We start from the raw sequence: 25,355 nt of genomic DNA, 5'->3' as shown, positions 1-25,355 counted from the left end.
AACGCGCATGCTGCCAGTAAAAATCGCCGGCCTGGGTGCCTACCTGCCCGAGCGCATCGTCACCAGCGCCGAGCTTGAGCGCCAGCTTGACATTCCGTCTGGCTGGATCGAGCAGGTGACTGGCGTGCGCGAACGGCGGTATGTCACGCACGAAACCGCGCTGAGCATGGGTGCCGCCGCCGCCGCACAGGCACTCGACGATGCTGGCCTGCGCCCGGCCGACCTCGACGCGATCATTGGCGCATCGAGCGCGCCGCACCAGACCATCCCCTGCACGGCGGCGCTGCTCCAGCGCGAGCTAGGCGCGCCCGACGGCGCGAGCGCCTGCTTCGACATTAACGCCACCTGCCTGAGCTTTCTGTTTGCCCTGCACACTGCCGCGCAGTTCATCCATGCCGGCGTCTACCGCCGCCTCCTGATCGTCAGCAGCGAAACGGCCCAGCATTCGCGCAACCCACGCGAGCGCGAAAGCGCGGTGCTGTTTGGCGACGCCGCCGCCGCCGCCGTGATCACGCGCGCCGAGCCGGGCGAGCCGAGCGCCCTGTGCGGAGCGCGCTTCGCCACGTTCAGCAGCGGCGCCGACCTTGCGCGCCTGCCGGGTGGCGGCTCGCTGCACCACCCGAACGACCCGGCCACGACACGCGAGCAGAATATGTTTCATATGGACGGGCCGGCAATTTTCAAGAAGGCGACACGCCTGATCGCGCCGTTTCTGGATGAATTCTTCACGCAGGTGAGCTGGCAGCGCTCCGCCACCGACGTTGTGATCCCGCATCAGGCCAGCCGCCACGGCGTCGAGCAGCTGACGCGCCGGCTCGGCTTTGCGCCCGCGCAGGTGTATGCAAATCTGGCGGTGCGCGGCAACTGCATCGCCGCGTCGATCCCGCTGGCGCTGGCCGAAGCCGTCGCGGCCGGGCGGGTCGAGCGCGGCCAGCGCGTGGCGCTGATCGGCACCGGCGCGGGCCTGACGCTGGGCGCGGCTGCGCTGGTGTTTTAGCCCGACGAATGACGAAGGACGACTGACGACCAGGAAATGAACCACAGAGATATTACGTTGAAGAACGGGTCGGGCCAAGGACTTTGTTTGGGTCAAAGGGCGTTTTATGCTTGAGTACACCATAGACCACGTGCAACAACTTGCGCATCACCGCACCGATGATCACACCCTTGGCTTTGCCGCGCGCTGCCAGCCGTTCCGCAAACGCCTTGAACCCTTCGCATCGTCGCATCGCCACAATTGCCGGCCAGTACAGCGCCGCTCGCACGCTCGCCTTGCCCACTTTCGAGAGGTGTGTTCGCCGCCGCACACTCGTTCCCGATTCGTGCTGCGCCGGTGTTACTCCCGCGTCTGCCGCCAGCGCCTTGGCCGATGTATACGCGTCGATATCGCAGAACTCCCCCAGCAACTTAGCGGCAGTGATTGTACCTATTCCGACAATCGCCGTGAGAAGCGCAGCTTGCTCGCCCAGGTCACGCTCGTCTTTGAGATGCTGTTTGAGTTGTGCCTCGACGCTTGTGATCTGCTCCTCTACGCTTGCCAGAACCGTTTCAAGCGACGTGCGCACCACCGTGTCGCTGGTATCGCCCAAGCGATTGGACAGTTGCGTGCGCGTTTGGAGCAAGTCGTCGCGATGGCGTGTGAGCGCACGCAAGCGGCGCTGGGCGGCAGAGGGTGGTGTCCAGGCTTCGGGCTGGCATTGCAAGCAGAACAACGCAATGATGCGGCTATCCTGTTTGTCGGTCTTGGTGCGCATCATCTGGCTTTGGGCAAAACCCTTGATACGGGCAGGGTTAACCACACTGACGATGTGCTGAGCATCGGCGAGGAAGGCAGCCAGCGCTTCCCAATAGACATTGGTTGCCTCCATACAGGCATGCACGTGCTCAATGTGCTGGGAGCGAAGCCACTGCTGGAGCTGCTCAAAACCAGCGGAGGTGTTCGGAAACTGCTTGTGGCGACGGTCGCCACCCTCACGCAGCAGGGTGACATCGAAGGTGAGTTTGGCGAGGTCAATGCCGAGAATGTGCATGATAGCTCTCCAAAGGACAAGAAAAGGAGCTTGTTTCGGACCAGTCTTGAGGCTACGTGCTCGTGGGCACTGGGATCTTACACGGTCTTGTGAAACAAGCGATACGATGCATCGAAAGCCATTCTCTGTGACAGCGTCGAGCGCATCGGTCTTTTGCGGCCTTGAGATGCATCAAGGCATAGGATAGCAGAGCCAAGCCACTTCTGCGAGCCTTCATTGGTCTTTTGTTGACCCGCCCCACTTGGCGGCTTTTTAGACAAGACACAGAGGCACGGAGGTTTTGGGTTACATGTTAAAGGTTTGAACGTTTGAAAGTTGCAGGTTTGCGATTTGCAAGCCCAATCCCAAAACCCCAGACCCTAAACCCTCATACGGTTGCAGGTTTGAAGGTTGGTAGACTACAAATCGCGCTCTCTGCCGCCTGCCCACTGCCAACTGCTCTGTGCTCCAACGCTCTGCGCTCACCCTTTCACCCTTTCACCCAACTGACTACTATGCCAAAAAACGCAACACTCAACACTCAACACTCAAAATTCAGCACTTCGCGCAACCGCCTGCTCATCGCATTGGCGCTGCTCTACGCCGCCGACCGCGCGCTGAAGCTGCTGGCCGTGGCGCGCTTTTTCCGCCGGCCCGCGCCGCCCGCGCCCGAGGAATGGCCCGCCGTCACGCTCATCCAGCCTGTCACACGCGCCACGCACGATCTGCGGGCCATGCTGCGCACGCGCGCCGCGCTCGACTACCCTGCGCCGCAGCAGCACCTGCTGGTATGCGACGCCGCCGACACCGCGTCTCAGGCGCTTGTGCGCGCACTCATGGCCGAGCACCCACGCTGGTGGGCACAGCTCGTTCTTGCCGCGCCCGATGATGGCGTGCTCGCCTCGAAAATCACCAAGATCATGGCGGCGCTGCCACACGCCACTGGCGCGGCATATGTGTGCGTGGACGACGACATTGCGCTGCGGCCCGATGCGCTGCATATTCTCATTCCGCCCTTGTTCCAGCCCGGCGTCGGCGCGACATTCGGGGTCGCCTGTTACACCAACTGGTCGAACGCGCCCTCGGCGCTGATGAGCGCGTTCGTGAATGCCAACGCCCTGCCGAGCTACATCCCGCTCACCTTTCTGGCCGAGCCCTTCACGATCACGGGCCACTGCTTTGCGCTGCGCCGCGCCGTGTGGGATGCCGCTGGCGGAATGGAGCGCCTACAGGATCACTTCGGCGACGACCACGAAATGGCGCGGCGCGTGCGGGCGCTGGGGCTGCGCGCCGAGCAAACTCCCCTGATCTACGACGTCGATAATACATTTGGCACACTGGCCGCCTTCCACGCGCAGATGCGCCGCTGGTTCGTGATGCCGCGCATGGCCCTGGTGCCGTTTATGACGCGGCGCGAACAAGCCGTTTCGGCGCTCGGCAGCGTGGGAAACCTGATCGTGCCATTGCTGTTTTGCCTGGCCTTGCTGCGCAGAGATCGGGCGGGCTGGGGCGCGCTAGCGAGCGCGCTGCTGTGCTTCGCGGGCGGCTACGCCTGGTGCGAGCACACCGTGCTGAAGCGCAGCACACCGCTTGGGCGCTGGCCACTGGTGCTGATCGTAGCGCTGTTTGGGCCACTGGAAGTCATCGCTGGCTTGCTGGCGGGCGACACGATCGAATGGCGTGGCCGGCGCCTGCGCCTGATCCGCGGCGGCAGCTTCGAGGTGTTGTCGTGACGCTGCTTCTCGCCGCGCTGGCGCTGCTGGTGCTGGCCGAGCGCGCCTGGAAATTCGGCATGGTCGAGCGCTTTTTTCGCCGCCCGCCGCCGCCGCCCTTCCCGGCCGCGCTGGTGAGCGTGCTGCAGCCCATCCTCAGCGGCGACCCCGACCTGCCAGCGTGTTTGGAGCACAACCTGCGTGCGGCCGGCAGCATCGCACGCGAGTTCATCTGGCTGGTCGACACCGACGACGCGGCCGGGCAGGCGATCTGCCGCACACTCATAGCGCGCAACCCCGGCTGCACTGTGCAGCTCGTGCTGCTCGCGCCGCCCGCCGCCGACGAAAATCCCAAGCTGATCAAGCTGCTGGCCGGCGCGCAGGCCGCGCATGGCGAGGTGCTGTGCGTGCTCGACGACGACACGCGCCTGCCGGATGGCGGGCTGGAGCGCGCGCTGGCGTTTCTGGCCGAGCCACGCGCCGGCCTGGTGTTTGGGCTGCCGTTCTACACCAGCTTTGGCACCTTCTGGTCGCGGCTGGTGGCGTATTTTGTGAACAGCCACAGCCTGCTGACCTATGTGCCCTACACCATGCTGCGTTCCCCAATCACGATCAACGGCATGTTCTACGCGCTGCGCCGCGAAACGTATGATGCGATCGGCGGCTTTGCGGGGCTCGAGCACACCCTGGCCGACGATTTTGCGGTGGCGCAGCGCGTGCGCGCCCACGGCCTGCGGCTGGTGCAAACGCCGCTCTGCCACGGCGTCAGCACCTCGGTGCGCGGTGCCCGCCACTACCTGAGCCTAATCCAGCGCTGGTTCATTTTCCCGCGCGAGTCGCTGCTGCGCCACCTGCACGGCGCTGATCTGGCCGTTCTGTACGCGCTGGCGCTTGTGCCGGTGTTTTTTCCCTGGCTGGCGCTGGCGCTGGTGGCGCTGCGACCAAACGTCTGGACAATCGGCGTGGCAGGGGCGTATTTTGCGGCCAGCTACGCCATCTTCCTCTTGTTCAACGCGCGCTATTTCGGCGGAACCGCGCCGCTGCGCTATTCCTGGCTGGTGCCGCTCATCCAGCTCACCTTCCCGCTGCAACTGCTGGCCGCGCTGCTTGCTCCGCAGCGCATCACATGGCGCGGGCACGCCATGGAAGTCCAGCGCGGCGGCACATTTCGCTTTGTGCGGCGGCGATCGGGGGATGAATAACCGCAGAGGCGCAGAGGGCGCAGAGGTTGGGGTAGTTTAGTTTGTTACGCACTACGCACTACGTTCTTGGCCTTGTAGTGCGTAGTGCGCATATTTCTGCTGAAACAGGTCGTTCGCATGGCTATCGAAGCACAGTATCGCGCATTTTGCGCCGCGCACCCGCCACGTTATCGCACGGTTGATGGCGTGGTGTGGGAGTATCTTGCGTGCGGCGGAGGCGATGAGGTGATGGTGCTGCTGCCGGGCGGCTTTGGCGCGGCCAGCACTGCCTTTCGCTACGCGCTGGCGCTGGGCAAAACATATCGCGTGTTCTCATTCAGCTACCCGGCCGCACACACTACCGCCGCCGCCCTGGCCGATGGCGTGGCGGCAGTGCTGGCCGCCGAGGGCGTGCGCCACGCGCATGTGCTGGGCGGCTCGTACAGCGGCGCGGTGGCACAGGTGCTGCTTCGCCGCCATCCCGCGCTGGTCAGCTCGCTGATCCTGTCACACACCACCCCGCCCGCGCCGCGCCGGGCGCGCTGGCTTCTGCCGGTGCTGCTGCTGTTCGCCACGCTGCCAATGCCGCTTCTGCGCGGCGCTTTATATGCCCTGAACTACGCGTTTCTGCCGGGGCGCGGGCCAACGCAGCGCTTCCTGCGCGGGCATTTCGCGGCAATGATTGCGTGCTTCGAACGGCGCGCCTACACCAGCCGCCTGCGTGTCATGCTCGATTTCGATCAGAACATGCGCTTCACGCCCGCCGACCTGCGCGAATGGCCGGGGCGGCTGCTGCTGGCCGAGGCCGCGCACGACGGCATGGTGCGGCCAGCCGAGCGCGCCGCCCTTGCAGCGCTCTACCCGCAGGCGCAGCGCCGCAGCTTTGCGCAGGGCCGCCATTCCGACACCGTCAGCAGTCCGGCTGAACAAATCGCGATGATTCAGGAATTTCTGGAAGCAGGAGCTGCTACGCGCCCGCCAGCGGCAGCGCAACCGTAAAGGTGCTGCCCTTGCCAAGCGCGCTCTGCGCCTGAATGGTGCCGTCGTGGTGGCGCACGATTTCCTGCACCACGAACAAGCCCACGCCAATGCCACTCACCGAGCGCACATCCGCGCTGCCGCCGCGATAAAACCCTTCGAACACATGCGGCAGCTCCTCGGGCGCGATGCCCATGCCCTGGTCGGAAACCGACAGCAGCGCGTGCGTTGGCGATGCCTTCAGCGCCAGCGTGATCGTACCCCCAGCCGGGCTATATTTCACTGCATTGCTCACCAGGTTGCGCACCACCTGTTCCAGGCGCAGCTCGTCGCCGTCGATCACCACCGGGGCGGGTGGCAGCGTCGCGGCAACAGTGTGCTGATCCAGCCCGGGCTGGAGCGTCGCTGACAGGCGCTGCACCAGCGCGCCCAGGTCGAGCTGCGCGCGCGTGATGATGAGCTGCCCATCACGCAGCCGCGACACATCCAGCAGCGAGTCGATCAGCTCGGTCATGCGCTGGGCGTCGGCAAGCACGGTCTGAAGCGAGGCGAGGTTCCGCGCCGAAACATGCTCTTGTTCCAGCCGACCGCGCAGCAGCTGCAAGCGCCCGATAATCGGCGTGAGCGGGTTCTTCAGCTCGTGAGCAGCAATTGACAGGAAATCGTCGCGCAGGCGCAGCGCCGCTGCTGTGGCGGCATGCGAGCGCACCATTGCAAGGGCGCTGGCAATCTGGCTGGCGACCTGCACCAGAAATGCGCGGTATTCGTCGTCGGCGTGCAGGCGCGGGCTCAGGCCAGCCACCAGCGCGCCCAGCGGCACGGGCGAGTGCGCCGAGCGCAGGGGAATGAGCAGCGCCGCATGTGGCGGTTCGCCCCACGGCCCGGCCGGCAGCGGCGCGCCCGTTTCGGGCAGCAGGCAATCGAGCGGCTGAACGCCAGCCAGTGCCGCCGCAATCGGCCAGGGGCGTTCGGCAGTGGGCAGCAATGTTTGGGGCGCCAGCGGGTGATCTTCCGCAAGATGAATGGCGCATTTACGCTGGAACTGGCCGGTTTCGTGCAGTGTGTAGAGCAGCGCAAAGGGAATGTCGGCCGAATTGCGCGCCAGGGCTGCCTGCACAACGCTGCACACCTGCGCCTCGTCCTGCACATCCCCCAGGGCCACGCCCAGGTCGCGCGCGCATTGCAGGCGGCGGGCGCTCAGCACCCGGTGCGTCGTTTCGGCCACCGTCACAAACACGCCGCCCGGCTGCTCGCCGTCGTCCTCAATTGCGCTGTAGGAAAAGGTGAAATAGCATTCTTCCAGCATGCCACGCCGGTTCAGCAGCAGCAGCTGATCATCCGACCAGGTTGGCTCGCCGGTAAGGCGCACCTGCTCAAGCATTGGCAGCACCTGATCCCACAGCTCGGGCCAGATCTGCGCGCCGGGGCAGCCAAGCGCGGCGGGGTGTTTGTTGGCGGCAATTGGCAGGTAGGCATCGTTGTAGAAGTGGATATATTCCGGCCCCCACAGCAGCTGCATCGGGAAGCGCGACCCCAGCAGAATGCCGAGCGCCGTGCGCAGGTTCGCCGGCCATGCGCCGATTGGGCCAAGCGGCGTGGCCTGCCAATCGAAGGCAGTCATACGCGCCGCCATTTCGGCTGAGCCGTGCGACGGGAAATAATGACGCGACGTGGTGTCATCCGCCATATGCAGTTCGCTTTCTGGAAACGTTTACGGGCACCAGTATTTTGCTTGGCGTAGCGCAGGGCAAGGGCGCTGCTGCCAGGCGCAAACTCAGGTTGGCTGATAATTCGCGGGGCTTAGTAGCCGTATTATATACGATTTCGGGAGTTGGCCGGATGTTGCGAAGACGTGTTGAGTGCTGAATGTTGAGTTAGGAGCGGTGGATGCGTGAAAGGGTGAGCGCAGAGCGCAGGACGTTGGAGCGCAGAGCATTTGGCAGTTGGCAGCAAGCGTGATTTGCAACGTCCAACCTTCAAACGTTCAGACCTTTATCCTGAAATCCAAAACCTCCGTGCCTCTGTGTCTCTTGTGTGAAAAGCGGCCTCAGGCTGAGCAGGATGCCAACGAATGTTTGTGGTGCGCTTCTTTGATGAGGCTATTTTCAGAACCTTCGTGTCTTCGTGTCTTCGTGATTTCCCCACTCACACCGCCAGCAGCTCAAGCGCGTTGCTCAGGCTGCCAGCCACCTCAATCGCGCTCAGGTCGGTGTCGAGCAGCACCAGCGACTGCGCGGCCTCTGGGCCAATGCCCGAAAGCACCACCCGCGCGCCAAGCAGGCGGGCCGCGTGGGCTGCGCGCAGCAGCGCCGCCGCCGATTGCGCATCCACCATTCGCAGGCCCGTGATGTCGATCACCACGGCGCGCGCATTCTGCCCGTGAATGCCTGCCAGCAAGCCGCTCACCATCTGCTCGGCGCGCACTTCGTCGAGGTAGCCGACCAGCGGCAGCAGCGACACGCCCGCTTCCAGCGGAATAAGCGGCAGGGCCAGCGCGTCGACGGTTTCGCGCAGGCGCGCTTCGGTATCGCGCAGGGTGGCGTTATTCGCCTGGAGCTGATCGGCAAGGGTGGCATTTTCCTGCGCGCGCTGCTCGGCCGCGCTGCGGGCCCGCTCGAGCTCGCCCGTGGCGCGCTGAACGACCTGCACATTTGCGCGCATCAGCCGCCACACGCCCGCCAGCGTCACCAGCATTGCAACCACGCTTGAGCCAACCGCCAGGCGATTCGTGCTGCGGTAGAGTGCGGCAAACACGGGCGGCGGCGCAAAGGCCAGCTCGGCATAGGCCAGCGCGCCATAGCTCAGAACGCACAGCACCAGCGTCACATCCAGCGCGCGCGGGTCATCAAGCACCAGCCCAACGGCAACCAGCAGCAGGAAGTAGAGCGAGCTGATTGCGGTGAGGAATCCGCCGCCATTATGCACGCCAAAGGCGAGCAGCACGGCCAGCAGAATCACGCAGGCATAGGTGGCGGGGACGCCATAGCCGGCGCGCACCAGCCAGTAATACAAGCCATAATACGCCGTTGTGGTAAGCGTCAGCATCAGCGTCACTGGCGACGAGCGCAGGTCGAGCAGGCCAATCAGGATCAGCGGCAGGTTCAGCACCGCGAGTGTGATCACAAACAGGCGCATGCGCTGGCTTTGCGTGCGCGCAAGAACGGTGCTGGAAGCATCAGTGCGGGCGATCTGGGTCATGGTGCCTCCGCTAGAGCCAATGTAATCTGGGCGAGTGGGCAGGAGCTGCGGCGGCGTGGGTGCAGCTACTTGCCAATGCAGAAGGTGCTAAAAATCGTGGCGAGCAGGTTGTCGTGGACGCCATCGCCGGTAATTTCGCCAATCGCCGCGAGCGCAGCGGTCAGGTCGACGGCCAGCAGGTCGGGAGGAATGCCGGCGGCATGGCCGGCGCGGGCGTCGCGCAGGTGGCCACTCGCGCGCGCCAGGGCGTCGCGGTGGCGCGGGTTGCTCACCAGCCGTTCGGCGCCGGCGGGCGCGCCGCCCAGCAGGATACTGGCTATCGCTTCGGCCAGGGCATCCAACCCGGCGCCCGTGCGCGCCGAAACAGCAACGGCGCGTGTTTCTGCCCCGTTGGGCAGCGCGCTGGCTGGCAGCAGGTCGCTTTTGTTCTGCACCACAATCGTCGGCTTGCCCGCCACCAGCGCCGCAATCTCGGCGTCGGCGGGGTCGGGCGGCGCGCTGGCGTCGATCACGAGCAGCGCCACGTCAGCGGCGGCCAGCGCGGCGCGGCTGCGTGCCACACCAAGCTGCTCCACCGGGTCGGCCGTTTCGGTGATGCCAGCCGTGTCCACCAGCACCACCGGAATGCCGCACAGGCTGGCGGTTTCTTCCAGCGTGTCGCGGGTGGTGCCGGGGATGGGCGTGACGATTGCGCGGTCGACGCGCAGCAGCGCATTCAGCAGGCTCGATTTGCCGGCGTTAGGCCGGCCCACCAGCGCAGCGCGCGCGCCCTGGCGGTAGATCATGCCCTGGCTGGCGCTGGCCAGCAGGTGCTCCAGCGCGCCCTGCGCGGCCTCCAGCGGCTCGGCCACCGGCAGCGGCTCGACTTCGTCTTCCGGGAAATCGACCAGCGCGGTGCAGTAGGCCAGCGGCGGCAGGATCAGCTCGCGGATGCGCTGCAATTCTGCTGCGAGCCAGCCACCCAGCTGTGCCTGCGCAAGCGCCAGCGCCGCGTCGGTGCGCGCCTGAATAACATCCAGCGTCGCTTCGGCCTGCGTCAGGTCGATCCGGCCGTTCGCAAAGGCGCGCATGGTAAACTCGCCCGGCTCGGCGGGGCGCGCGCCTGCGGCCAGCGCCAGCGCCAGCACCCGGCTGGTGACCAGCGGGCCGCCGTGGCACGAAATTTCGGCGGCGTCTTCGGCGGTGAAGCTGTGCGGCGCGCGCATAAACACGGCCAGCGCCTCATCCACCACCGCGCCGTCGGCGGCGCGCACGCGACCAAAGCGCATGCGGAAGGGTCGCCACGCGCCGGGCCGCGCCGGCTGGAACAGGCGCTGCAAGATCGGCAGCGCATCCGGCCCGCTCAGGCGCACGATCCCGATCCCGCCTTCGCCAGGCGGCGTTGCAACTGCGGCAATTGTGTCGTCGTACAGCATCGCACCGATTATAGCACGGCAGCGGGCGCGGCGGGCGCGGGTTGAAATTCGCCCTGTTCTCGGCTATAGTATGGCAACTTTGAAGCGACACACAGAGGCCACGCGCATGGCGGTTGTTTCCGAACCGGCTGAGCTTGCCGAAATCCCCCTGTTCCGCGACCTTGCGCCCGACGATCTGGCGCGCGTAAATACGATCCTGCGCCGCAAAACCTTCCCCACCGGCACCAACCTGATCAGCGCGGAAGAGCCCGGCGAGGTCGTCTATATCGTCTACGAAGGCACAGTCAAGATCTATGTGACGCAGTCCGACGGTAACGACGTCATTATTGCCTTTGGCGGGCCGGGCGACATCGAAGGCGAGATGAGCATCATCGACAGCACCATCCGCTCGGCGAATATCGTCACGCAGGAGCAAACCACGGTGTTCTGGCTCGACCGGCTGGCCTTTCAGGAATGCCTGCGCACCATGCCGCAGATCAGCTTCAACCTCCTGCGCATTATGTCCGATCGGCTGCGGCTGGCGAACGAGCGCATTCAGGCGCTGTGCGCGCTGGATGTGTATGGCCGCGTGGCCCGGCAGCTGCTGGCCTTCAGCCGGCAGTACAGCAAGCCCGGCCAGAATGGCACGCTCGTCATCCCCGTGCGCCTGACGCAGAGCGACCTGGCTGCGCTGGTTGGCGCAACCCGCGAGCGCGTCAACCAGGTCATCACCAGCTTCAAGCAGCGTGGCCTGATCGAAATTGGCCGCAACTACCACATTACCATCCTCAACCCTGCCGCGCTGGAACGCCACATTCTCTAGCGTATTTACGATTGGCGATATGCGATTGACGCACTTCGCATGCCGATACGCTCGACACATATATGCTGAGGCGAAGGACGAAGGACGAATGCGCAAGACACGCTTCGTCGTTCGTCCTTCGTCATTCGTCAGCCCGGTGTGAAAAACAGCACACTCACGGTGTAACGCAATTCGCTGTTGCAGCGCCGCGTTCGGGCTACACTAGCCTCGTACCCAAGAACCTGAAACGGAAACGAGGTGAGCACCGTGTACGCAACGCAAACGACTTATAGTACCAGCACACAACTCGCGCAGCGCCGACACGCCCCGCGCACGGCCCCGAGCCGCAGCGCCGCGCCCACCAGCGACGATATCGGCTTCGAGCTGTTCCGCCGCGCCATTATGCTGCGCGACGAGGTAGCCTGGCTGGAAATCAGCCTGCGCTACCGGCCGATGTTCATCTCGTGGGCCGCGCAGGTGAATGCCAAAGGCGCCACCGACGAGCAGTGCGACGATATTGCCGACCGCGCCTTCGCCCGCGCCTGGGCCGCGCTCTCGCCTGAGCGTTTCGCCCAGTTCCCAAACCTGCCGGCGCTGCTGGGCTACCTGCGCGCCTGCGTTTCGGCCACCACCATCGACACTGCCCGCTCGCAGGGTGCCCGCGACCGCGCCTACCAGCGCCTCACCGCCGCGCCGATTGGCACGCCCGAAGATGTGGTGTGCGAGCGGCTGGAGCGCGCCGAGCTGTGGCAAACCGCCATCGACGCAGTGGCCTGCCCGCAGGAGCGCGTGGTGCTGATCGAGAGTTTTCTGCACGAGCTGCCGCCGCGTGACATTCTGGCCCGCCATCCCGACCTCTTCGACAGCATTCACGACGTCTATATGGCCAAGCGGCATCTGCTCAACCATCTTCAGCGCAGCGCCGCACTGCGCGAATACTTTGACGGTGTCGAAGTGTGATATTCCGCGCCAGAATGCGACTATTGTTCTGTGCGCCCACTACCTGTGTTTTTTGATAAGGAGGAACTCATCATGGGGAAAAAAGTGCGTGTTGCGATCATTGGTGTCGGCAACTGTGCGTCGTCGCTGGTGCAGGGGGTTGAGTTCTACCGCAATGCTCCCGAGTCCGAGCAGGTTCCTGGCCTGATGAACGTGAACCTGGGCGGCTACCATATCAACGACATCGAGTTTTCGGCCGCCTTCGACGTGGTGGATACCAAAGTCGGGCTGGATCTTTCCGAGGCGATTTTTGCCGAGCCGAACAACACAATCAAGTTCGCGGATGTGCCGAACCTGAACGTGCGCGTCGACCGCGGCATGACCCACGACGGCGTTGGCAAGTACCTGAGCACCCGCGTCCGCAAGGCCAAGGGCTCAACCGTCGACATGGTGCGCACGCTGCGCGAAACCGGCACCGACGTGGTGGTGAGCTACCTGCCGGTCGGCTCGGAAATGGCGACAAAGTGGTATGTTGAGCAGATCCTGGAGGCCGGCGTTGGCTTTGTGAACTGCATCCCGGTCTTCATCGCCTCGCAGCCCTACTGGGCCAAGCGCTTTGCCGACAAGGGCCTGCCGATCATTGGCGACGACATCAAGAGCCAGGTTGGCGCGACGATCACCCACCGCTTGCTGGCCAACCTGTTCCGCGAGCGCGGCGTCAAGCTCGATCGCACCTACCAGCTGAACTTCGGCGGCAACATGGACTTCTTCAACATGCTGGAGCGCGAGCGCCTTGAGTCGAAGAAGATCTCGAAGACTGGCGCGGTGACCAGCCAGCTCGACTACCAGCTGCCCGCCGAGGATGTGCACGTCGGCCCGAGCGACTACGTGCCCTGGCTGACCGACCGCAAGTGGGCGTATATTCGCCTGGAAGGCACCACCTTCGGCAATGTGCCGCTGAACGCCGAGCTCAAGCTGGAAGTGTGGGATAGCCCGAACAGCGCGGGCGTGGTGATCGACGCGGTGCGCTGCCTGAAACTCGCGATGGATCGTGGCATTGGCGGCCCGCTGATGGGACCGTCGGCCTACCTGATGAAAACGCCGCCCAAGCAGTACACCGACGACATCGCCCGCCAGATGACGGCCGCCTTCATCCACGGCGAAGCCCCGGCAACGATCGAGGGTTTGACGCCCAAGGTGGCGGTGGCGAAGAAGTAAGCGCGCAGGTCTGGAGACTGTTTCTAAACTACGCACCACGCACTTGGTTCCATAGTGCGTGGTGCGTAGTGCTTCATTTCGGTTTTGCGTCTGCCTCCCTCTGTGCCTGCTTTTCCGCGCGTAGCGCGGAAAAGCAGGCATAAATAAATTTGGCTTCCTTGCTGCCGCAGGCAAAAGCGCGCAGCGCAGGCAGATAAATCCGCACAGATTTTCGCGTATATGCTGGAACAAAATCCAAATCTCGTCGTCATATGCACACACACCAATTTCTCGCGCCCAGGAGAACGCATATGCGCCGAACCTTGCTGCTTGCCCCGCTGTTGATTGTGCTGCTGCTCGCCGCTTTTTTCGTGCCGCTGCGCGCCGAGCGCACGGCCACACCGGCTGTTCCCGGCACGCCGGGCGCGCAGGTCGCCCAGGTCGATAGCTCGCACTACCCCGACGTAACGCTCTACGTTGGCGTGACCGACGCCGCCGGCCAGCCAGTCGGCGGCTTGAGCGCGCGCGATTTTGCGGTAACCGAGGACGGCCAGCCGGTGACGATTGGCGCGTTTGCCGGCGGCGCGGGCGCGGTTTCGGCCGCGCTGGTGATCGACCGCTCGGGCAGCATGGCCGAGGCCGACAAGATCGACGGCGCGCAGGAAGCCGCGCAGGCCTTTGTCGAGCAGATGCGCAGCGCCGACCGCACCACGCTGATTGCCTTCGACGAGCAGGCCGAAACGCTCGCGCCCTTCACCGCCGACCAGCGCGACCTTGACCGCGCGATTCGGCGGCTGCGCCCAGCTGGCGGCACCGCCCTCTACGATAGCCTGATCGATGGCGTGGACGCGCTGGCGAATGCGGGCGGGCGGCGCGCGCTGCTGCTGCTGACCGACGGGCGCGACTGCCAGGATTCCGAGATTTGCCCGTCGTCCTACGGCAGCCAGCACACCCTCGAGGAAGCAATTGCCTACGCCAACGCTCACGCCCAGCCGGTGTATGTGGTTGGCCTGGGGCAGCGCGGCGCCGACGAGCGCGAAGGCATCGACGAGGCCGCGCTCCAGCGCATTGCAAAAGAAACCGGCGGCGAGTACTTTTACGCGCCCAGCGCAGGCGAGCTAGCCACGCTCTACCGCACGCTTTCGGCCGGCATTCAGCAGGAATACAGCCTGACCTACACCAGCCCGCGCCCCTTCTACGATGGCACACGCCGCGACATTCAGGTGAGCGTGGGCGGCGCGGCATCCGCCAGCAGCGGTTATGTCGAGCAGCACTTGATCAACGTGCATTCCGACCCGCTGGTGGGCCTGCTGCTGCTGCTGCCAATTGCCGGCGCGCTGCTCATTCCACTTGGGCTGCGCCGCCGCCCGCCGGGTGGCACGCCCGCGCCTGCGCCCGCCGGTGTTACGGCTGGTGCCACGACAATCGTGCAGCCAGCGACAGTGCAGGTGCTGCCGGGCGATTCTGCGCGCTGCCTGAGCTGCGATGCGCCACTCCTCCGGCCGGGCGCGCACTTCTGCGCTGAATGTGGCCGGCCGCAAACCGGCGAGCTGGCCGGCGATCGCCGCGCTTTCTGCGACCAGTGCGGCCGGCCCATGCGGGCGGGTGCACATTTCTGCGCCCACTGCGGTGCAACCTCGCTTGCGCACACTTCCAACCTCCAGGCGTAATTTTTCGCCACGAAGGCACGAAGAAGTGGGTTCGTTACAGCCACGAAGACACGAAGGCACGAAGGTATAACGAATATTCATACAAACTTTGAGCGAACACCTGCTTACACATAACCCTGGTGTCTTGGTGCCTTGGTGGTAAATTCGTAAACTTATTACTCTGGAAAATAAATTTCCTTGTACTCAGCTTCCAGGAAGCTAAAGCCAGTTTTTCTTCAACCTGATAACCAGATGAGCTTCCTGGAAGCTTGCCCGTTTTCTTTCCAGAATACTGATATCCTTGCAAGAGGTTCACGATGAGCAAAACGCTGCAAATCTACTACACCGCCGTGCTGGGCGCGCTGGGCGGTCTGCTGGGCTGGTGGATCATGGGAAGCCTGCCAACCGGCGCGTGGAACGTCTGGCTGGCCTACCCGCTGGTTGGTCTGGGCCTGGGCGCGTGTATTGGCGGCTGCGTGGCCGCGACCGACGGCGCGCTGATCAAGCGCAGTGCCCGCCGCGCCCTTCGCGATGCGCTGGCGGGCGCGCTGGTTGGTGGGCTGGCCGGGCTGGCCGGGCTGCTGCTGGCCGAAGTGGGCTTTCTGGCGCTGGGCGGCGGCCTGCTGGCCCGCGCTGGCGGCTGGATGGCGCTGGGCGGCCTGATCGGTGCGAGCGACATCCTGCTTCAGCGGCGGCTCAATCGCGCGCTCTATGGCACGTTGGGCGGGCTGGCCGGCGGGCTGGTCGGCGGCGTGCTGTACGAGCTGCTCACCCAGGCCTTTCTGGCGCGCAGCGACCGCGCGCAGATCGTGGTGGGCGGCGTCGGCCTGATTGTGCTGGGCGCGTGCATTGGCGCGCTGATCCCGCTGGCGCGGCAGGTGCTGGCGCGCGGCGAGCTGCGCGTGCTGAATGGTGACCAGGCCGGCCTGGTGCGCGAAGTGACCGACACTGCAACGATTGGCCGCGACGACGGCTGCGACCTGTACCTGCCCGACGGCTCGCTGGCCTGGCACCATGCGCTGGTGCGCCGCACCGGCCAGGGTTTCGCGCTGGAAATTGCGCCCGAGGCTGGGCACGGCGCGCTGATCGGCAACCAGCCAATCGCGCCCGGCAGCGCCGTCCCGCTGCGCGGCGGCGAGCGCATCCAGCTGGGCGAAACCGCGCTGGAGTTCATCGGGCGGGGCTAGCGCGGCACCAAAATTGCTTTATACTATCGCTGTATTGCAAGCAAGGAGTGGTATTGTGAAGCAGAAGCAGAAGCGCAGTAAGAAGAATAACCCGAAAAAATCTACGGAATTTGCCGCCGAGCAGGAAGCGCGCGGCCAGGCCAGCGAGCCAGCTTCAGCCCAGCAGCTTGGCGCAACTGAAAACGACGTTCAGCCGCTGACGCCCCCCGGGGCCGAAACGCCTGACAAGCCTGCACCCGTGGCACGCAAGCGCTATGCGCAGGACGTCGAGGATGTGATCGACCCGGCCGACGAGCTGACACCCGGCTAAAAGCTTCACCCTTCCCCCCGGGCCCTGCGCACCGTGCGCGGGGCTTTTTGTTTGCGCCGCGATCTCCACCCAGCGACCGATTTTACCTTGAAAATAAAATGGTATAGTGTCTGTGACTGAAAAACTAATACAGTCATATGGACACAAGGAAACGACCATGCCCAAGGGCTTCAGCGACGAAGAGCGCGCCCACATCATCAGCAGCCTGCGCGAACAGGCCCGGCAGCTCTTTGGCACCTATGGCCTGCGCAAAACCAATGTCGAAGAGCTGACGCACGCAGTTGGCATCTCGAAGGGCGCGTTCTACCTTTTTTACGAATCGAAAGAAGCGCTGTTCTACGACATTCTGGAACATTTCGAGGCCGAATACCGCGAGCGCATGCTCGGCCGCCTGGGCGATGCCAGCCAGCCCGCGCACACGCGCCTGGCTGCGGCCCTGTACGAAGCCGTGACCATGTGGCGTTCGCACCCGCTGTTCGCGCACTTCGGCCAGGACGACATGGCCTACATGGCGCGCAAAATCCCGCCCGAGCGGCTGGCCGCCAACGAAAACAGCGACGTGCTGTTTACCGAGCGCCTGATCGCGTTTGGGCGCACGGTTGGCATCAACATCACCGCCACGCCTGAAATGATGACTGGCCTGCTGCGCGCGATTGTGCTGCTGAACCTGCAGGAAGAAACAATCGGGCGGGCGCTGTTTGGCGATGTAATTCGCGTGCTGATCGAACAAACCACCGCCTACCTGCTGAAAGAGGACGCGCATGATTAACGTGCAGAATCTGACCTTCACCTACAGCGGCACCGCCGCGCCGGCCGTGTCCGATCTGAACTTCAGCGTTGCGCCGGGCGAAGTGCTGGGCCTGCTTGGGCCAAGCGGCGCGGGCAAATCAACCACGCAGAAACTGCTGATCGGGCTGCTGCGCGGCTACAGCGGGCGGGTCGAAGCATTTGGGCGCGATCTGGCCGGCTGGGGCAGCGACTACTACGAGCGCATTGGCGTTTCGTTCGAGCTGCCCAACCATTTCCTGAAGCTGACTGCCCGCGAAAACATGGCCTACTTCGCCGCGCTGTACCGCCGCCCGTGCATGTCACCGGCCGCCGTGCTTGAGCAGGTTGGTCTGGCCGACGATATCGACACGCCGGTCGAGCGCTTTTCCAAGGGCATGAAAAACCGCCTGAGCGTGGCGCGCTCGCTGCAGCACAACCCCGAGCTGCTGTTTCTCGACGAGCCAACCTCGGGCCTCGACCCGGTGAATGCGCGCCGGATCAAAGACATTATTCGCGAGCGGCAGGCCGCCGGCACGACGATCTTTCTCACCACCCACGCCATGGGCGCCGCCGACGAGCTGTGCGACCGCGTGGCATTCGTGGCCGATGGGCGCATCGCGCTGATCGACAGCCCGCGCGCACTGAAGCTGCGCTATGGCGCGCCGCGCGTGCGCGTGGAATACCAGCAGGGCGGCGAACTGCGCCACGCCGATTTCGCGCTCGAAAAGTTGGGCGAAAACGCGGCCTTTGCGCAGGTGTTACGCGAGCACGCCGTGCAGACCATTCACACCCAGGAAGCCACGCTCGACGACATTTTCATTCGCGTCACCGGGCGCAGCCTGGGCGAAGCGCGTTCCACCGAAGGACGAATGCCCAACGGCGAAGGACGCAGGGCGAAGGTTGAAGGCCGCGCCGCAGCGGTGAACGCGAGCTGATATGAAACGACTTCTTGCCACGATTCAGACCGATGTGCGCTTGCAGCAGCGCAATGGCTTCTTCTATGCAGCGATCTTTGTGCTGGGTATCTACGCTGTGGCGCTGACGCAACTGCCGCTGCCCGGCGCGCGGCTGGCCTGGCTGCTGCCCGCCATGGCGGTGAACAACTTGCTGATCACCTCGTTCTACTTTGCCGGGGGCATGGTGCTGTTGGAGCGCAGCGACGGCACAATTGCGGCGCAGGTGGTTTCGCCGCTGCGCACGCGCGAGTATGTTGCCTCCAAGGCGCTTACGCTGGCGCTGCTGGGCGTGGTGTACAACGGCATTATTGCCGCGCTGATCGCCGGGCCGCGCGTGGCGCTGGCGCTCGGGCCGGGGCTGTTTGCCGCCGCGCTGCTGTACGCGCTGTTCGGGCTGGTGGCGGTGGCGCGCTACGGCTCGCTCAACACCTACCTGCTGCCGTCGTTGCTGTATGTGAGCGTGCTGGCCGCGCCAATGCTACCCTACACACTTGGCTGGGATCACTGGCTGTTCTACCTGCATCCAATTCAAGGGTCGTTCACGCTGATGCGCGCCGCCATCGAGCCAGTGCCGGGCTGGCAGCAATTCGCAAGCCTTGTTCTGACGCTGCTGGCGGGCGCGCTGGCCTTCGGGCTGGCCTGCCGCAGCCTGGAGCGCGTCCGTAGTGTGAGTTAATCGAATCCGCAAATTTCATAGATAAAGCATTCGTATGCCAAAACAATCTGTGCCATCTGTGTAATCTGTGGATGCTTTCGTCCCGGTTTAATACTTGAAGGAGAAAGCTATGAACGCTATCACCGTGCCGAATCTCGCCAGCCCCGAGTTCAAGGCCAACCCATATCCATTCTACGCCCGCCTGCGCGCCGAAGCGCCAATCTTCCGCACCACACTGCCCAGCCGCGAGCCAGCCTGGCTGGTCACGCGCTACGACGACGCGGTGGCGCTGCTCAAAGACGACCGTCTGGCGAAAGATCGCCGCAACGCGCTTGCGCCCGGATCAAAGGCACCGTGGGTGCCGGCGATGCTCCGGCCGCTCGCGCAGAACATGCTCGATCTCGACGCGCCCGACCATACGCGCCTGCGCGGGCTGGTGCACAAAGCCTTCACGGCCCGCCTGATCGAGCGGCTGCGCTCGCGCATTCAGGGGCTGTGCGATGACTTGCTGGCCGCCGCGCAGCGCCGTGGGCAGCTCGACCTGATTCACGACTACGCCGTGCCGGTGCCCGCCACCATCATTGCCGAGCTGCTGGGCGTGCCAGTGGCCGACCGCGAGCGCTTCCACGCCTGGAGCACGCGCATGGTTTCCACGTCCACGCCAGCCGACATGGTGCGGCTGCTGCCGGCGCTCTGGCAGTTTCTGCGCTACCTGCGCCGCCTGATTGCACTGCGCCGCGCCGACCCGCGCGACGACCTGACCAGCGCGCTGATCGCGGCCGAGGAAGCGGGCGACACGCTGAGCGAGGACGAACTGCTGGCGATGATGGTCATTCTGCTGATCGCTGGGCACGAAACGACGATCAACCTGATTGGCAGTGGCACGCTGGCGCTGCTCGAACACCCCGGTCAGCTCCAGCGGCTGCGAAATGAACCGGCGCTGATCAAGCCCGCCGTCGAGGAGCTGGCGCGCTTCACCAGCCCGGTCGAACTGGCCACCGAGCGTTACGCCCGCGTAGACATTCCCGTCCACGACGTGGTGATCCCACGCGGCGAGAAGGTGCTGGTGGTGCTTGGCTCGGCCAATCGCGACGAGCGGCAGTTCGCCAACCCCGATGTGCTCGACATCACGCGCGAGCCGAACAAGCACCTGGCCTTTGGGCAGGGCGCACACTATTGCCTGGGCTCGCCGCTGGCGCGTATGGAAGGGCAAATTGCGATTGGCACGCTGATCGAGCGCCTGCCCGCGCTGCGTCTGGTGCGCCAGCCCGCCGAATTGCGCTGGAACAAGGGCTTGTTCGTGCGCGGCCTGAGGCAGCTGCCGCTGGCGTTTTAGGCGGTGCGCAGGTTGCAGGTTGCAGGTTGCAGGTTGGCGAGGTGCGAGTTGCAGGTTGCAGGTTGCAGGTTGCAGGTTGCAGGTTGCAGGTTTGCACGCCCAATCCCAAAACCCCAGACCCTAAACCCTCCTGCGGTTCCGTGGTTCTCTGTTCTCGGTTCCGTGGTTCTGTGGTTCTCGGTTCTCGGTTCTTCGTCAAGGAGCTTCCCATGCTTCGTCTTTTTGCCAGCCTGGCCCCGCTCGATGCGCGCAGCATTGGCCGCGACGGACTGATGCGGATTTTGCCAGCCCTGCCGCTGCTGGTGGTCGTGCCAGTGCGCTTCGTGCTGCCAGTGCTGCTCGCGCGCCTGGGCGATGTTTTTGGCACGCCGCTCGACGCCTACTACCCGGGCATCGCCACGGCCGCGCTGCTGCTGATCAGCCCGGCGCTGTATGGCCTGCTGGTGGGCTTTCTGCTGCTCGACCAGCGCGACGAAAATACGCTTACGGCCTTGCGCGTGACGCCGCTGCCGGTGCGATCCTACCTGCTCTACCGGCTGGCCGCGCCCACCGCGCTGGGCTATGTCGTGTCGGTGGCGGCGCTGCTGCTGGCCGGCCTGCCGGGCGCGAACGTGCCGGCCCTTCTGCTGGCCGCGCTGGTGGCCGCGCTCCATACGCCGCTGGTGGCGCTGGCGCTGGCCTGTTTCGCCGCCAACAAAGTGCAGGGCCTGGCCCTGATGAAGGCTGGCAGCGTGCTGCTGGCCGCGCCGCTGGCGGCCTTGTTCGTTCCCGCCGCCTGGCAGTACGCCTTTGGCATTGTGCCAACCTTCTGGCCCGGCACGCTGTACCGCCTGTTTCAGCAGGGCAGCGCGCTGGCGTGGCCCTTGTTCGCGGCGGCGCTGGCTTACCAGCTGCTGCTGATTGTGGCGCTGGCGCGGCGCTTCAGCAAGGCCGATCTTTAGGGCGTGGACGGCACTGTGATAGAATACGCAGCATTGTGCTATTTCTTCGAAAGTGCCGCCCGTGAACGAACTGATCGCGCACCTGCGCCCGCACCGCGCCCGCCTGAAAGTCGCCGCAATCGCTGCCCTGACGCTTGGCGCAATGCTGCTGATCCTGCGCTGGGGCGGGGTTGCGCGGCCGGGGCCACTGCTGGCGTTGGGCGTGCTGATATGTATGGGAATGATTAGCGCCATGGCCGCGCTGGCGTGGTGGCTGTACCGCAGCCCCATTCCTGGTGCAGCGCCGGCGCAGGTCGGGCGGTCGGCTGGGCTCTACCAGCTGATCGTGCTGCTGGTCGGGGTCAGCAGCATTCTTTCGCTGTTTGGCGCGGTGTGGGACGCCGAATGGCACGATCTCTACGGCGGCTTCGGCGACGATTTCCTGTGGCCGCCGCACATGCTGCTCTACGCCAGTTTCGCGCTGGTGGCGCTGTTCGCTGGCCTGGGCATGCTCTTCCTGGTGCGCGGCGCAAGCGACCTGCGGCGGCAGTTTCGCGCCGACCCGCTCGTCGGCCTGATCGGGCTCACCGCGTTCTATATGATCCTCGGCGTGCCGTCCGATCAGCTTTGGCACGCCCTGTACGGTGCCGACCTGACCGCGTGGAGCCTGCCACACGTGATGCTGGCGGTCTGCTACACGCTGATCATCCTGGCGGCGATGGCGATGCAGCTGGGCGTGATCCCGCCTGCGCCCTGGCGCGGCCTCGGCGGGTTGACGGGTCGCGAGCTTGTGGTGATCGGGCTGGCCGGCATGTCGCTCAGTCAGCTGCTGCTGGTCGGCACGATCGAGTGGGCAGGCATTACAGAAATCAGCAGTCAGCACAGCGATGTGTTTGGGCGGGCATTCTGGGAACGGCCAGAGTGGCTGTTCCCGGTGGTGGTGCTGGCGGTCGCGCTGTTCAGCGGCAGCCTGGTGCAGCATGCGCTGCGCCGCGCTGGCGTGGCGACCCTGGCGGGCATCCTGGCGCTGATTGTGCGGGCTGCCGTGGCGCTAGCCATGCGCGCCAGCCCGGCCCACAGCGGCGATTGGCTGCTCGTACATTTGCTCGTATTGCCGCCGCTCGTCGTCCTCGATCTGTGGCACCTGCGCCGCCCCGCCGGTGCTGCATTTCCGGCACAGCAGGTGCTGGGCGCGCTCGTTGCTGGTGCGGCGTTTCTGCTGCTCGGGCTGCCCGCAATCGCCGCAAATATGGTCTACCCACGCGTGAACTGGGCCACTGCACCATTCATGGTGGGCATTGGCTTAGTGGTGGGCGTGGTCGCGAGCTGGCTGGGCAGCAGTGCTGGCGCGGCGCTGGCAGGTTTCCACCGACCAGCACTTGCGCCGCCCGTGGCGCGCTGGGTGGCGGGCACCGCGCTCGCTGCCGTGGTGCTCATTACGCTTGGCGCCGCGCTGTATGTGATGCGGGCCGCGCCGCCAGTAGGCTAGCCGAAGGACGACAGGAAAATTCACCACAGATGTCCATGCGGCTGCGCCGCACCCTGATGGATGAAAATAGAACGCGAACGGTTCTTGGTTCTCGGTTCTATTTTCGTGCTAGAGACACAGAGGCACGGAGGTTCTGGAGATTAGCGACGACCGAAGAACTTGTGAACCTGCAACCTGCGAACGTTAAAACCTTAGCTAGCGGGAGGGCTATCTTCTGGGTGGGCGAGCTTGCGTAATTTTCGGCGCACGCGCTCCCACGGGCGGCGGGCGCGGCGCGCGGCCTCGGCGTCGAGCGGGCGCGGGCTGTATTCGGCCAGCACAAACGCCTCGGTCAGCTCGGCAAGGTCGGGCTGGGCATCGGGGATCTGCTCGGCAAGGCGCGCGCTGTACTCGTAGGGCGTCTGGCTGCGGCGGCGCGGCAATCCGCCAGCAGCGGCGCGCTGCAAGGTCGAGCGATAGAAGTAGCGCACCAGCTCGCGTGGCGCAAGCCGGCCAAGCCGCAGCGACGGAATGCGCTGGCGGCGCGATTCAGCTGGCCGCGCCAGCAGCGTGCGGGCGCGCTCGGCGGCATGCCCGGCCCAGGCTCGCGTGTCGCGCCACAGCCAGCTCAGGCGCTGCAACAGCCACAGAATCGGCCCGCGCTGCGTGAGCGCGCGCACCAGGCCAGGGTTACGCTGCACCACAATCGAGCCGGCGTAAACCGCCAGCAGCACCATGCACATCCAGAAAATCAGCGACGCGCCCAGATTCGGCTCATACGCGGCGGGCGGCGGCGCATCGGGTGGCGGGGGAAATTGCGGCAAGCCCAGCGGCTCGCTGCTGGTGGTGCTGCGGCCGGAAAGCCACGAAATCAGCAGCAGCGGCAGCACCGCCAGCAAACTGATCAACGTGGTCAGCGCATAGCCCGCCAGCGCAATGCCATAGCCCAGCAGGCCGAGGGTATGCTGCAAGGTAGCCAGCAAGCCCAGACCATAGGCGCGCGGCAGCAGTGCGCCCACGCCCAGCACACCGCCAATAATCAGCCAGCTCACGCGCGACCAGCGGCGCGGCACTTCGGCGGCAACCTGCGCGCCATCAAGCTGCCAGCGCGAGCGCAGCAGCGCCAGCCGGGCCTGGCTATACAGCAAGAAACCGCAGGTGAAGTAGACCACTGCCGCCACGCTGCTGAGGGTTGACGGTGGCAAACCCGGCGCGCTGATCTGCCCAACATTCACCGACTCAATCGCCAGTGCCACCAGCAGCAGCGCGCCGCCCTGCACAAAGCGCGCGCCAATGCGCCGCAGGGCCGCATGCCGATCCTGCGTGGCGACCGTCACAGCGTGCTGCATGTCGTCGCGCACGCGCAGGTTCTTTTCGGCATCGCTTGGCTCCAGCACCAGCAGGTCGCTCATAATTGCGTGCGCGAACAAGCCCACCAGAAAGCCCAGCATGAGCGCAAACATAAAGCCGATATCGAACACGCTCAGGGGATCGTAGAGCCAGGCCCGCGCCTGTTCGAGCAGCTGCCCGCGCGCTAACGCGGTCGCAAGGCGCATCAGCACCGCCATCACAAACAGCTCGGGCACGAGGTAGCGCAGCAGCTCATCGAACCACATTGCGCTGCGCCGGAAGACCATGTGGATCACGCCGGCCTCCAGCGCGATCAGCAAGCTCGCGCCAACGAGGTAGGCTGGCTGCCAATCGACCACAAAGCGCGTGATCGGCCCGCACAGCGCCGCCACCAGCGCCGCAAGCATCAGCGCGGCCAGCAGCAGACCCTGGCGGTTGAACGTTCGCATATCAGCGCCCGAACCGCAGACGCCAGACCGTCAGCAGCGCCTCCAGCACAATGCGGCGCGACATTTTCGACTGGCCGACGCGCCGGTCGGGGAAGATGATCGGCACTTCGCCCACGCGAAAGCCGGCGCGGCGCGTGCGATAGACCATTTCGATCTGGAAGGAGTAGCCATTCGACTGGATGGCGTTGAGGTCGAGCGTTTCGAGCACGCGCCGCCGGTAGCAGCGGAAGCCGCCCGTCGCGTCGGAAACGGGCAGGCCAAGAATGGCGCGCGCATACACATTGCCGCCCCGGCTGATCAGCTGGCGCGCCAGCCCCCAGTTGACGGTGCCGCCGCCGCGCACATAGCGCGAGCCAAGCACCAGGTCGTAGCGCGCCTCGGCGGCGGCCAGCAGATCGGGCAGGTAGCGCGGGTCGTGCGAGAAATCGGCGTCCATCTCGCAAATAAACTCAGCGCCTTCGGCCAGCGCGCGCCGAAAGCCAGCCAGGTAGGCGCGGCCCAGGCCCTGCTTGCCAGGGCGCGAAAGCAGCCCGATGCGCGGCTCGTCGCGCGCAAGGTCGCGCACGATTTCGGCGGTGCCGTCGGGCGAATTATCGTCGACGACCAGCACACGGAAGCGCGGCAGCTCCAGCACACGCGGGATCAGCTCGCCAATATTTTCGCGCTCGTTATACGTGGGGATGACGACGGTGCAATCGGCGACGGTGGTGAGCCGCTCGTTCGCCTGGTCGTGTTCGATCGCTTGTAGAATCATGCTCCACCTTGTTATTCGCCGAAGCCGCGGGTATCGGGTATTATACGCTGGCGTTTCGGTTCGTTCAAATGCGGCGCCACATGCCGCCGTACCCGCAAGCATAGCCGAAACTCTGAGCGATATCAGCAGCGAATCGGCGGCAA

General features: G+C 65.1%; 22 protein-coding genes. 16 read left to right on the top strand and 6 right to left on the bottom strand.

The genetic code is table 11. The features are described from left to right. Positions 1 to 7 precede the first annotated feature (7 nt). Complete coding sequence (locus M1P90_RS07380) at positions 8 to 997, top strand: 3-oxoacyl-ACP synthase III family protein (protein ID WP_483701963.1); 990 nt, start codon at positions 8 to 10, stop codon at positions 995 to 997. 52 nt (positions 998 to 1,049) lie between these two features. On the opposite strand, the gene M1P90_RS07375 is transcribed toward M1P90_RS07380, so the two are convergent. Continuing rightward, positions 1,050 to 2,030, bottom strand: a complete 981-nt coding sequence (locus tag M1P90_RS07375) for an IS110 family RNA-guided transposase (protein ID WP_483698797.1) — start codon at positions 2,028 to 2,030, stop codon at positions 1,050 to 1,052. A gap of 494 nt (positions 2,031 to 2,524) precedes the next feature. On the opposite strand from M1P90_RS07375, the gene M1P90_RS07370 reads away from it, so the two are divergent. From M1P90_RS07370 to M1P90_RS07360, 3 genes are all read left to right on the top strand, one after another. Further along, on the top strand, positions 2,525 to 3,742 hold the full coding sequence (locus M1P90_RS07370; RefSeq protein WP_483701962.1) for a glycosyltransferase: 1,218 nt from the start codon (positions 2,525 to 2,527) through the stop codon (positions 3,740 to 3,742). After that, positions 3,739 to 4,923: a glycosyltransferase family 2 protein gene (locus tag M1P90_RS07365; protein ID WP_483701961.1), complete on the top strand. Its 1,185-nt coding sequence runs from the start codon at positions 3,739 to 3,741 to the stop codon at positions 4,921 to 4,923. The genes M1P90_RS07370 and M1P90_RS07365 overlap by 4 nt, the downstream gene beginning before the upstream one ends. A gap of 117 nt (positions 4,924 to 5,040) precedes the next feature. Beyond that, complete coding sequence (locus tag M1P90_RS07360) at positions 5,041 to 5,901, top strand: alpha/beta fold hydrolase (RefSeq protein WP_483701960.1); 861 nt, start codon at positions 5,041 to 5,043, stop codon at positions 5,899 to 5,901. On the opposite strand, the gene M1P90_RS07355 is transcribed toward M1P90_RS07360, so the two are convergent. From M1P90_RS07355 to mnmE, 3 genes are all read right to left on the bottom strand, one after another. After that, positions 5,870 to 7,501 carry an ATP-binding protein gene (locus M1P90_RS07355; protein WP_483701959.1) on the bottom strand — a complete coding sequence of 544 codons (1,632 nt, stop codon included), beginning with the start codon at positions 7,499 to 7,501 and terminating at the stop codon, positions 5,870 to 5,872. The genes M1P90_RS07360 and M1P90_RS07355 overlap by 32 nt on opposite strands. Positions 7,502 to 8,025: 524 nt before the next feature. Beyond that, positions 8,026 to 9,078: an STAS domain-containing protein gene (locus M1P90_RS07350; RefSeq protein WP_483701958.1), complete on the bottom strand. Its 1,053-nt coding sequence runs from the start codon at positions 9,076 to 9,078 to the stop codon at positions 8,026 to 8,028. A gap of 65 nt (positions 9,079 to 9,143) precedes the next feature. Next, on the bottom strand, positions 9,144 to 10,493 hold the full coding sequence (gene mnmE / locus M1P90_RS07345; RefSeq protein ID WP_483701957.1) for a tRNA uridine-5-carboxymethylaminomethyl(34) synthesis GTPase MnmE: 1,350 nt from the start codon (positions 10,491 to 10,493) through the stop codon (positions 9,144 to 9,146). Between the two features lie 106 nt (positions 10,494 to 10,599). Between mnmE and M1P90_RS07340 the strand changes: the two genes are divergently transcribed. From M1P90_RS07340 to M1P90_RS07285, 12 genes are all read left to right on the top strand, one after another. After that, positions 10,600 to 11,295, top strand: a complete 696-nt coding sequence (locus M1P90_RS07340) for a Crp/Fnr family transcriptional regulator (protein ID WP_483701956.1) — start codon at positions 10,600 to 10,602, stop codon at positions 11,293 to 11,295. A 237-nt stretch (positions 11,296 to 11,532) separates the two neighbouring features. After that, entirely contained in the window at positions 11,533 to 12,234 is a 702-nt protein-coding gene (locus tag M1P90_RS07335) for an RNA polymerase sigma factor (protein WP_483701955.1), read from the top strand. Positions 12,235 to 12,306: 72 nt separating this feature from the next. Next, positions 12,307 to 13,431 (top strand): inositol-3-phosphate synthase, encoded by a 1,125-nt coding sequence (locus tag M1P90_RS07330; RefSeq protein ID WP_483701953.1) that lies wholly within the window; start codon positions 12,307 to 12,309, stop codon positions 13,429 to 13,431. 290 nt (positions 13,432 to 13,721) lie between these two features. Then, entirely contained in the window at positions 13,722 to 15,080 is a 1,359-nt protein-coding gene (locus tag M1P90_RS07325; RefSeq protein ID WP_483701952.1) for a VWA domain-containing protein, read from the top strand. 296 nt (positions 15,081 to 15,376) lie between these two features. Beyond that, a complete protein-coding gene (locus M1P90_RS07320; protein ID WP_483701951.1) occupies positions 15,377 to 16,246 on the top strand; it encodes an FHA domain-containing protein in 870 nt (289 codons plus the stop codon). A gap of 55 nt (positions 16,247 to 16,301) precedes the next feature. Beyond that, the gene (locus tag M1P90_RS07315) at positions 16,302 to 16,556 is read left to right on the top strand and encodes a hypothetical protein (RefSeq protein WP_483701950.1); all 255 of its coding nucleotides are present in this window, start codon (positions 16,302 to 16,304) and stop codon (positions 16,554 to 16,556) included. Positions 16,557 to 16,713: 157 nt separating this feature from the next. Next, positions 16,714 to 17,325 carry a TetR/AcrR family transcriptional regulator gene (locus M1P90_RS07310; RefSeq protein WP_483701949.1) on the top strand — a complete coding sequence of 204 codons (612 nt, stop codon included), beginning with the start codon at positions 16,714 to 16,716 and terminating at the stop codon, positions 17,323 to 17,325. Then, positions 17,318 to 18,259, top strand: a complete 942-nt coding sequence (locus M1P90_RS07305; protein WP_483701948.1) for an ABC transporter ATP-binding protein — start codon at positions 17,318 to 17,320, stop codon at positions 18,257 to 18,259. Before M1P90_RS07310 ends, M1P90_RS07305 begins: the two co-directional genes overlap by 8 nt. Before the next feature lies 1 nt (position 18,260). Further along, a complete protein-coding gene (locus M1P90_RS07300; RefSeq protein ID WP_483701947.1) occupies positions 18,261 to 18,956 on the top strand; it encodes a fluoroquinolone export ABC transporter permease subunit in 696 nt (231 codons plus the stop codon). A 109-nt stretch (positions 18,957 to 19,065) separates the two neighbouring features. Then, entirely contained in the window at positions 19,066 to 20,271 is a 1,206-nt protein-coding gene (locus M1P90_RS07295; protein WP_483701946.1) for a cytochrome P450 family protein, read from the top strand. A 209-nt stretch (positions 20,272 to 20,480) separates the two neighbouring features. Beyond that, positions 20,481 to 21,212: a hypothetical protein gene (locus M1P90_RS07290; RefSeq protein ID WP_483701945.1), complete on the top strand. Its 732-nt coding sequence runs from the start codon at positions 20,481 to 20,483 to the stop codon at positions 21,210 to 21,212. A 61-nt stretch (positions 21,213 to 21,273) separates the two neighbouring features. Next, positions 21,274 to 22,680 (top strand): hypothetical protein, encoded by a 1,407-nt coding sequence (locus M1P90_RS07285; RefSeq protein WP_483701944.1) that lies wholly within the window; start codon positions 21,274 to 21,276, stop codon positions 22,678 to 22,680. 191 nt (positions 22,681 to 22,871) lie between these two features. Here M1P90_RS07285 and M1P90_RS07280 read toward each other — a convergent pair whose 3' ends face one another. Both M1P90_RS07280 and M1P90_RS07275 read right to left on the bottom strand, forming a co-directional pair. Next, entirely contained in the window at positions 22,872 to 24,458 is a 1,587-nt protein-coding gene (locus M1P90_RS07280; protein WP_483701943.1) for a DUF4129 domain-containing protein, read from the bottom strand. Between the two features lies 1 nt (position 24,459). Next, complete coding sequence (locus tag M1P90_RS07275; RefSeq protein WP_483701942.1) at positions 24,460 to 25,212, bottom strand: polyprenol monophosphomannose synthase; 753 nt, start codon at positions 25,210 to 25,212, stop codon at positions 24,460 to 24,462. Positions 25,213 to 25,355 lie beyond the last annotated feature (143 nt).

Source organism: Kouleothrix sp. 19917, from assembly GCF_057073505.1.
Note: the sequence above shows the minus strand (reverse complement) of the source record. Positions and strands in the feature narration are given on the sequence as shown.

What these genes read in the sequence shown, in the direction of transcription:
- M1P90_RS07380 (WP_483701963.1), top strand. Translation starts at nt 8, where the DNA reads ATGCTGCCAGTAAAAATCGCCGGCCTGGGTGCCTACCTGCCCGAGCGC.
- M1P90_RS07375 (WP_483698797.1), bottom strand. Translation starts at nt 2,030, where the DNA reads ATGCACATTCTCGGCATTGACCTCGCCAAACTCACCTTCGATGTCACC.
- M1P90_RS07370 (WP_483701962.1), top strand. Translation starts at nt 2,525, where the DNA reads ATGCCAAAAAACGCAACACTCAACACTCAACACTCAAAATTCAGCACT.
- M1P90_RS07360 (WP_483701960.1), top strand. Translation starts at nt 5,041, where the DNA reads ATGGCTATCGAAGCACAGTATCGCGCATTTTGCGCCGCGCACCCGCCA.
- M1P90_RS07355 (WP_483701959.1), bottom strand. Translation starts at nt 7,501, where the DNA reads ATGACTGCCTTCGATTGGCAGGCCACGCCGCTTGGCCCAATCGGCGCA.
- M1P90_RS07350 (WP_483701958.1), bottom strand. Translation starts at nt 9,078, where the DNA reads ATGACCCAGATCGCCCGCACTGATGCTTCCAGCACCGTTCTTGCGCGC.
- mnmE (WP_483701957.1), bottom strand. Translation starts at nt 10,493, where the DNA reads ATGCTGTACGACGACACAATTGCCGCAGTTGCAACGCCGCCTGGCGAA.
- M1P90_RS07340 (WP_483701956.1), top strand. Translation starts at nt 10,600, where the DNA reads ATGGCGGTTGTTTCCGAACCGGCTGAGCTTGCCGAAATCCCCCTGTTC.
- M1P90_RS07330 (WP_483701953.1), top strand. Translation starts at nt 12,307, where the DNA reads ATGGGGAAAAAAGTGCGTGTTGCGATCATTGGTGTCGGCAACTGTGCG.
- M1P90_RS07325 (WP_483701952.1), top strand. Translation starts at nt 13,722, where the DNA reads ATGCGCCGAACCTTGCTGCTTGCCCCGCTGTTGATTGTGCTGCTGCTC.
- M1P90_RS07320 (WP_483701951.1), top strand. Translation starts at nt 15,377, where the DNA reads ATGAGCAAAACGCTGCAAATCTACTACACCGCCGTGCTGGGCGCGCTG.
- M1P90_RS07310 (WP_483701949.1), top strand. Translation starts at nt 16,714, where the DNA reads ATGCCCAAGGGCTTCAGCGACGAAGAGCGCGCCCACATCATCAGCAGC.
- M1P90_RS07305 (WP_483701948.1), top strand. Translation starts at nt 17,318, where the DNA reads ATGATTAACGTGCAGAATCTGACCTTCACCTACAGCGGCACCGCCGCG.
- M1P90_RS07300 (WP_483701947.1), top strand. Translation starts at nt 18,261, where the DNA reads ATGAAACGACTTCTTGCCACGATTCAGACCGATGTGCGCTTGCAGCAG.
- M1P90_RS07295 (WP_483701946.1), top strand. Translation starts at nt 19,066, where the DNA reads ATGAACGCTATCACCGTGCCGAATCTCGCCAGCCCCGAGTTCAAGGCC.
- M1P90_RS07290 (WP_483701945.1), top strand. Translation starts at nt 20,481, where the DNA reads ATGCTTCGTCTTTTTGCCAGCCTGGCCCCGCTCGATGCGCGCAGCATT.
- M1P90_RS07280 (WP_483701943.1), bottom strand. Translation starts at nt 24,458, where the DNA reads ATGCGAACGTTCAACCGCCAGGGTCTGCTGCTGGCCGCGCTGATGCTT.
- M1P90_RS07275 (WP_483701942.1), bottom strand. Translation starts at nt 25,212, where the DNA reads ATGATTCTACAAGCGATCGAACACGACCAGGCGAACGAGCGGCTCACC.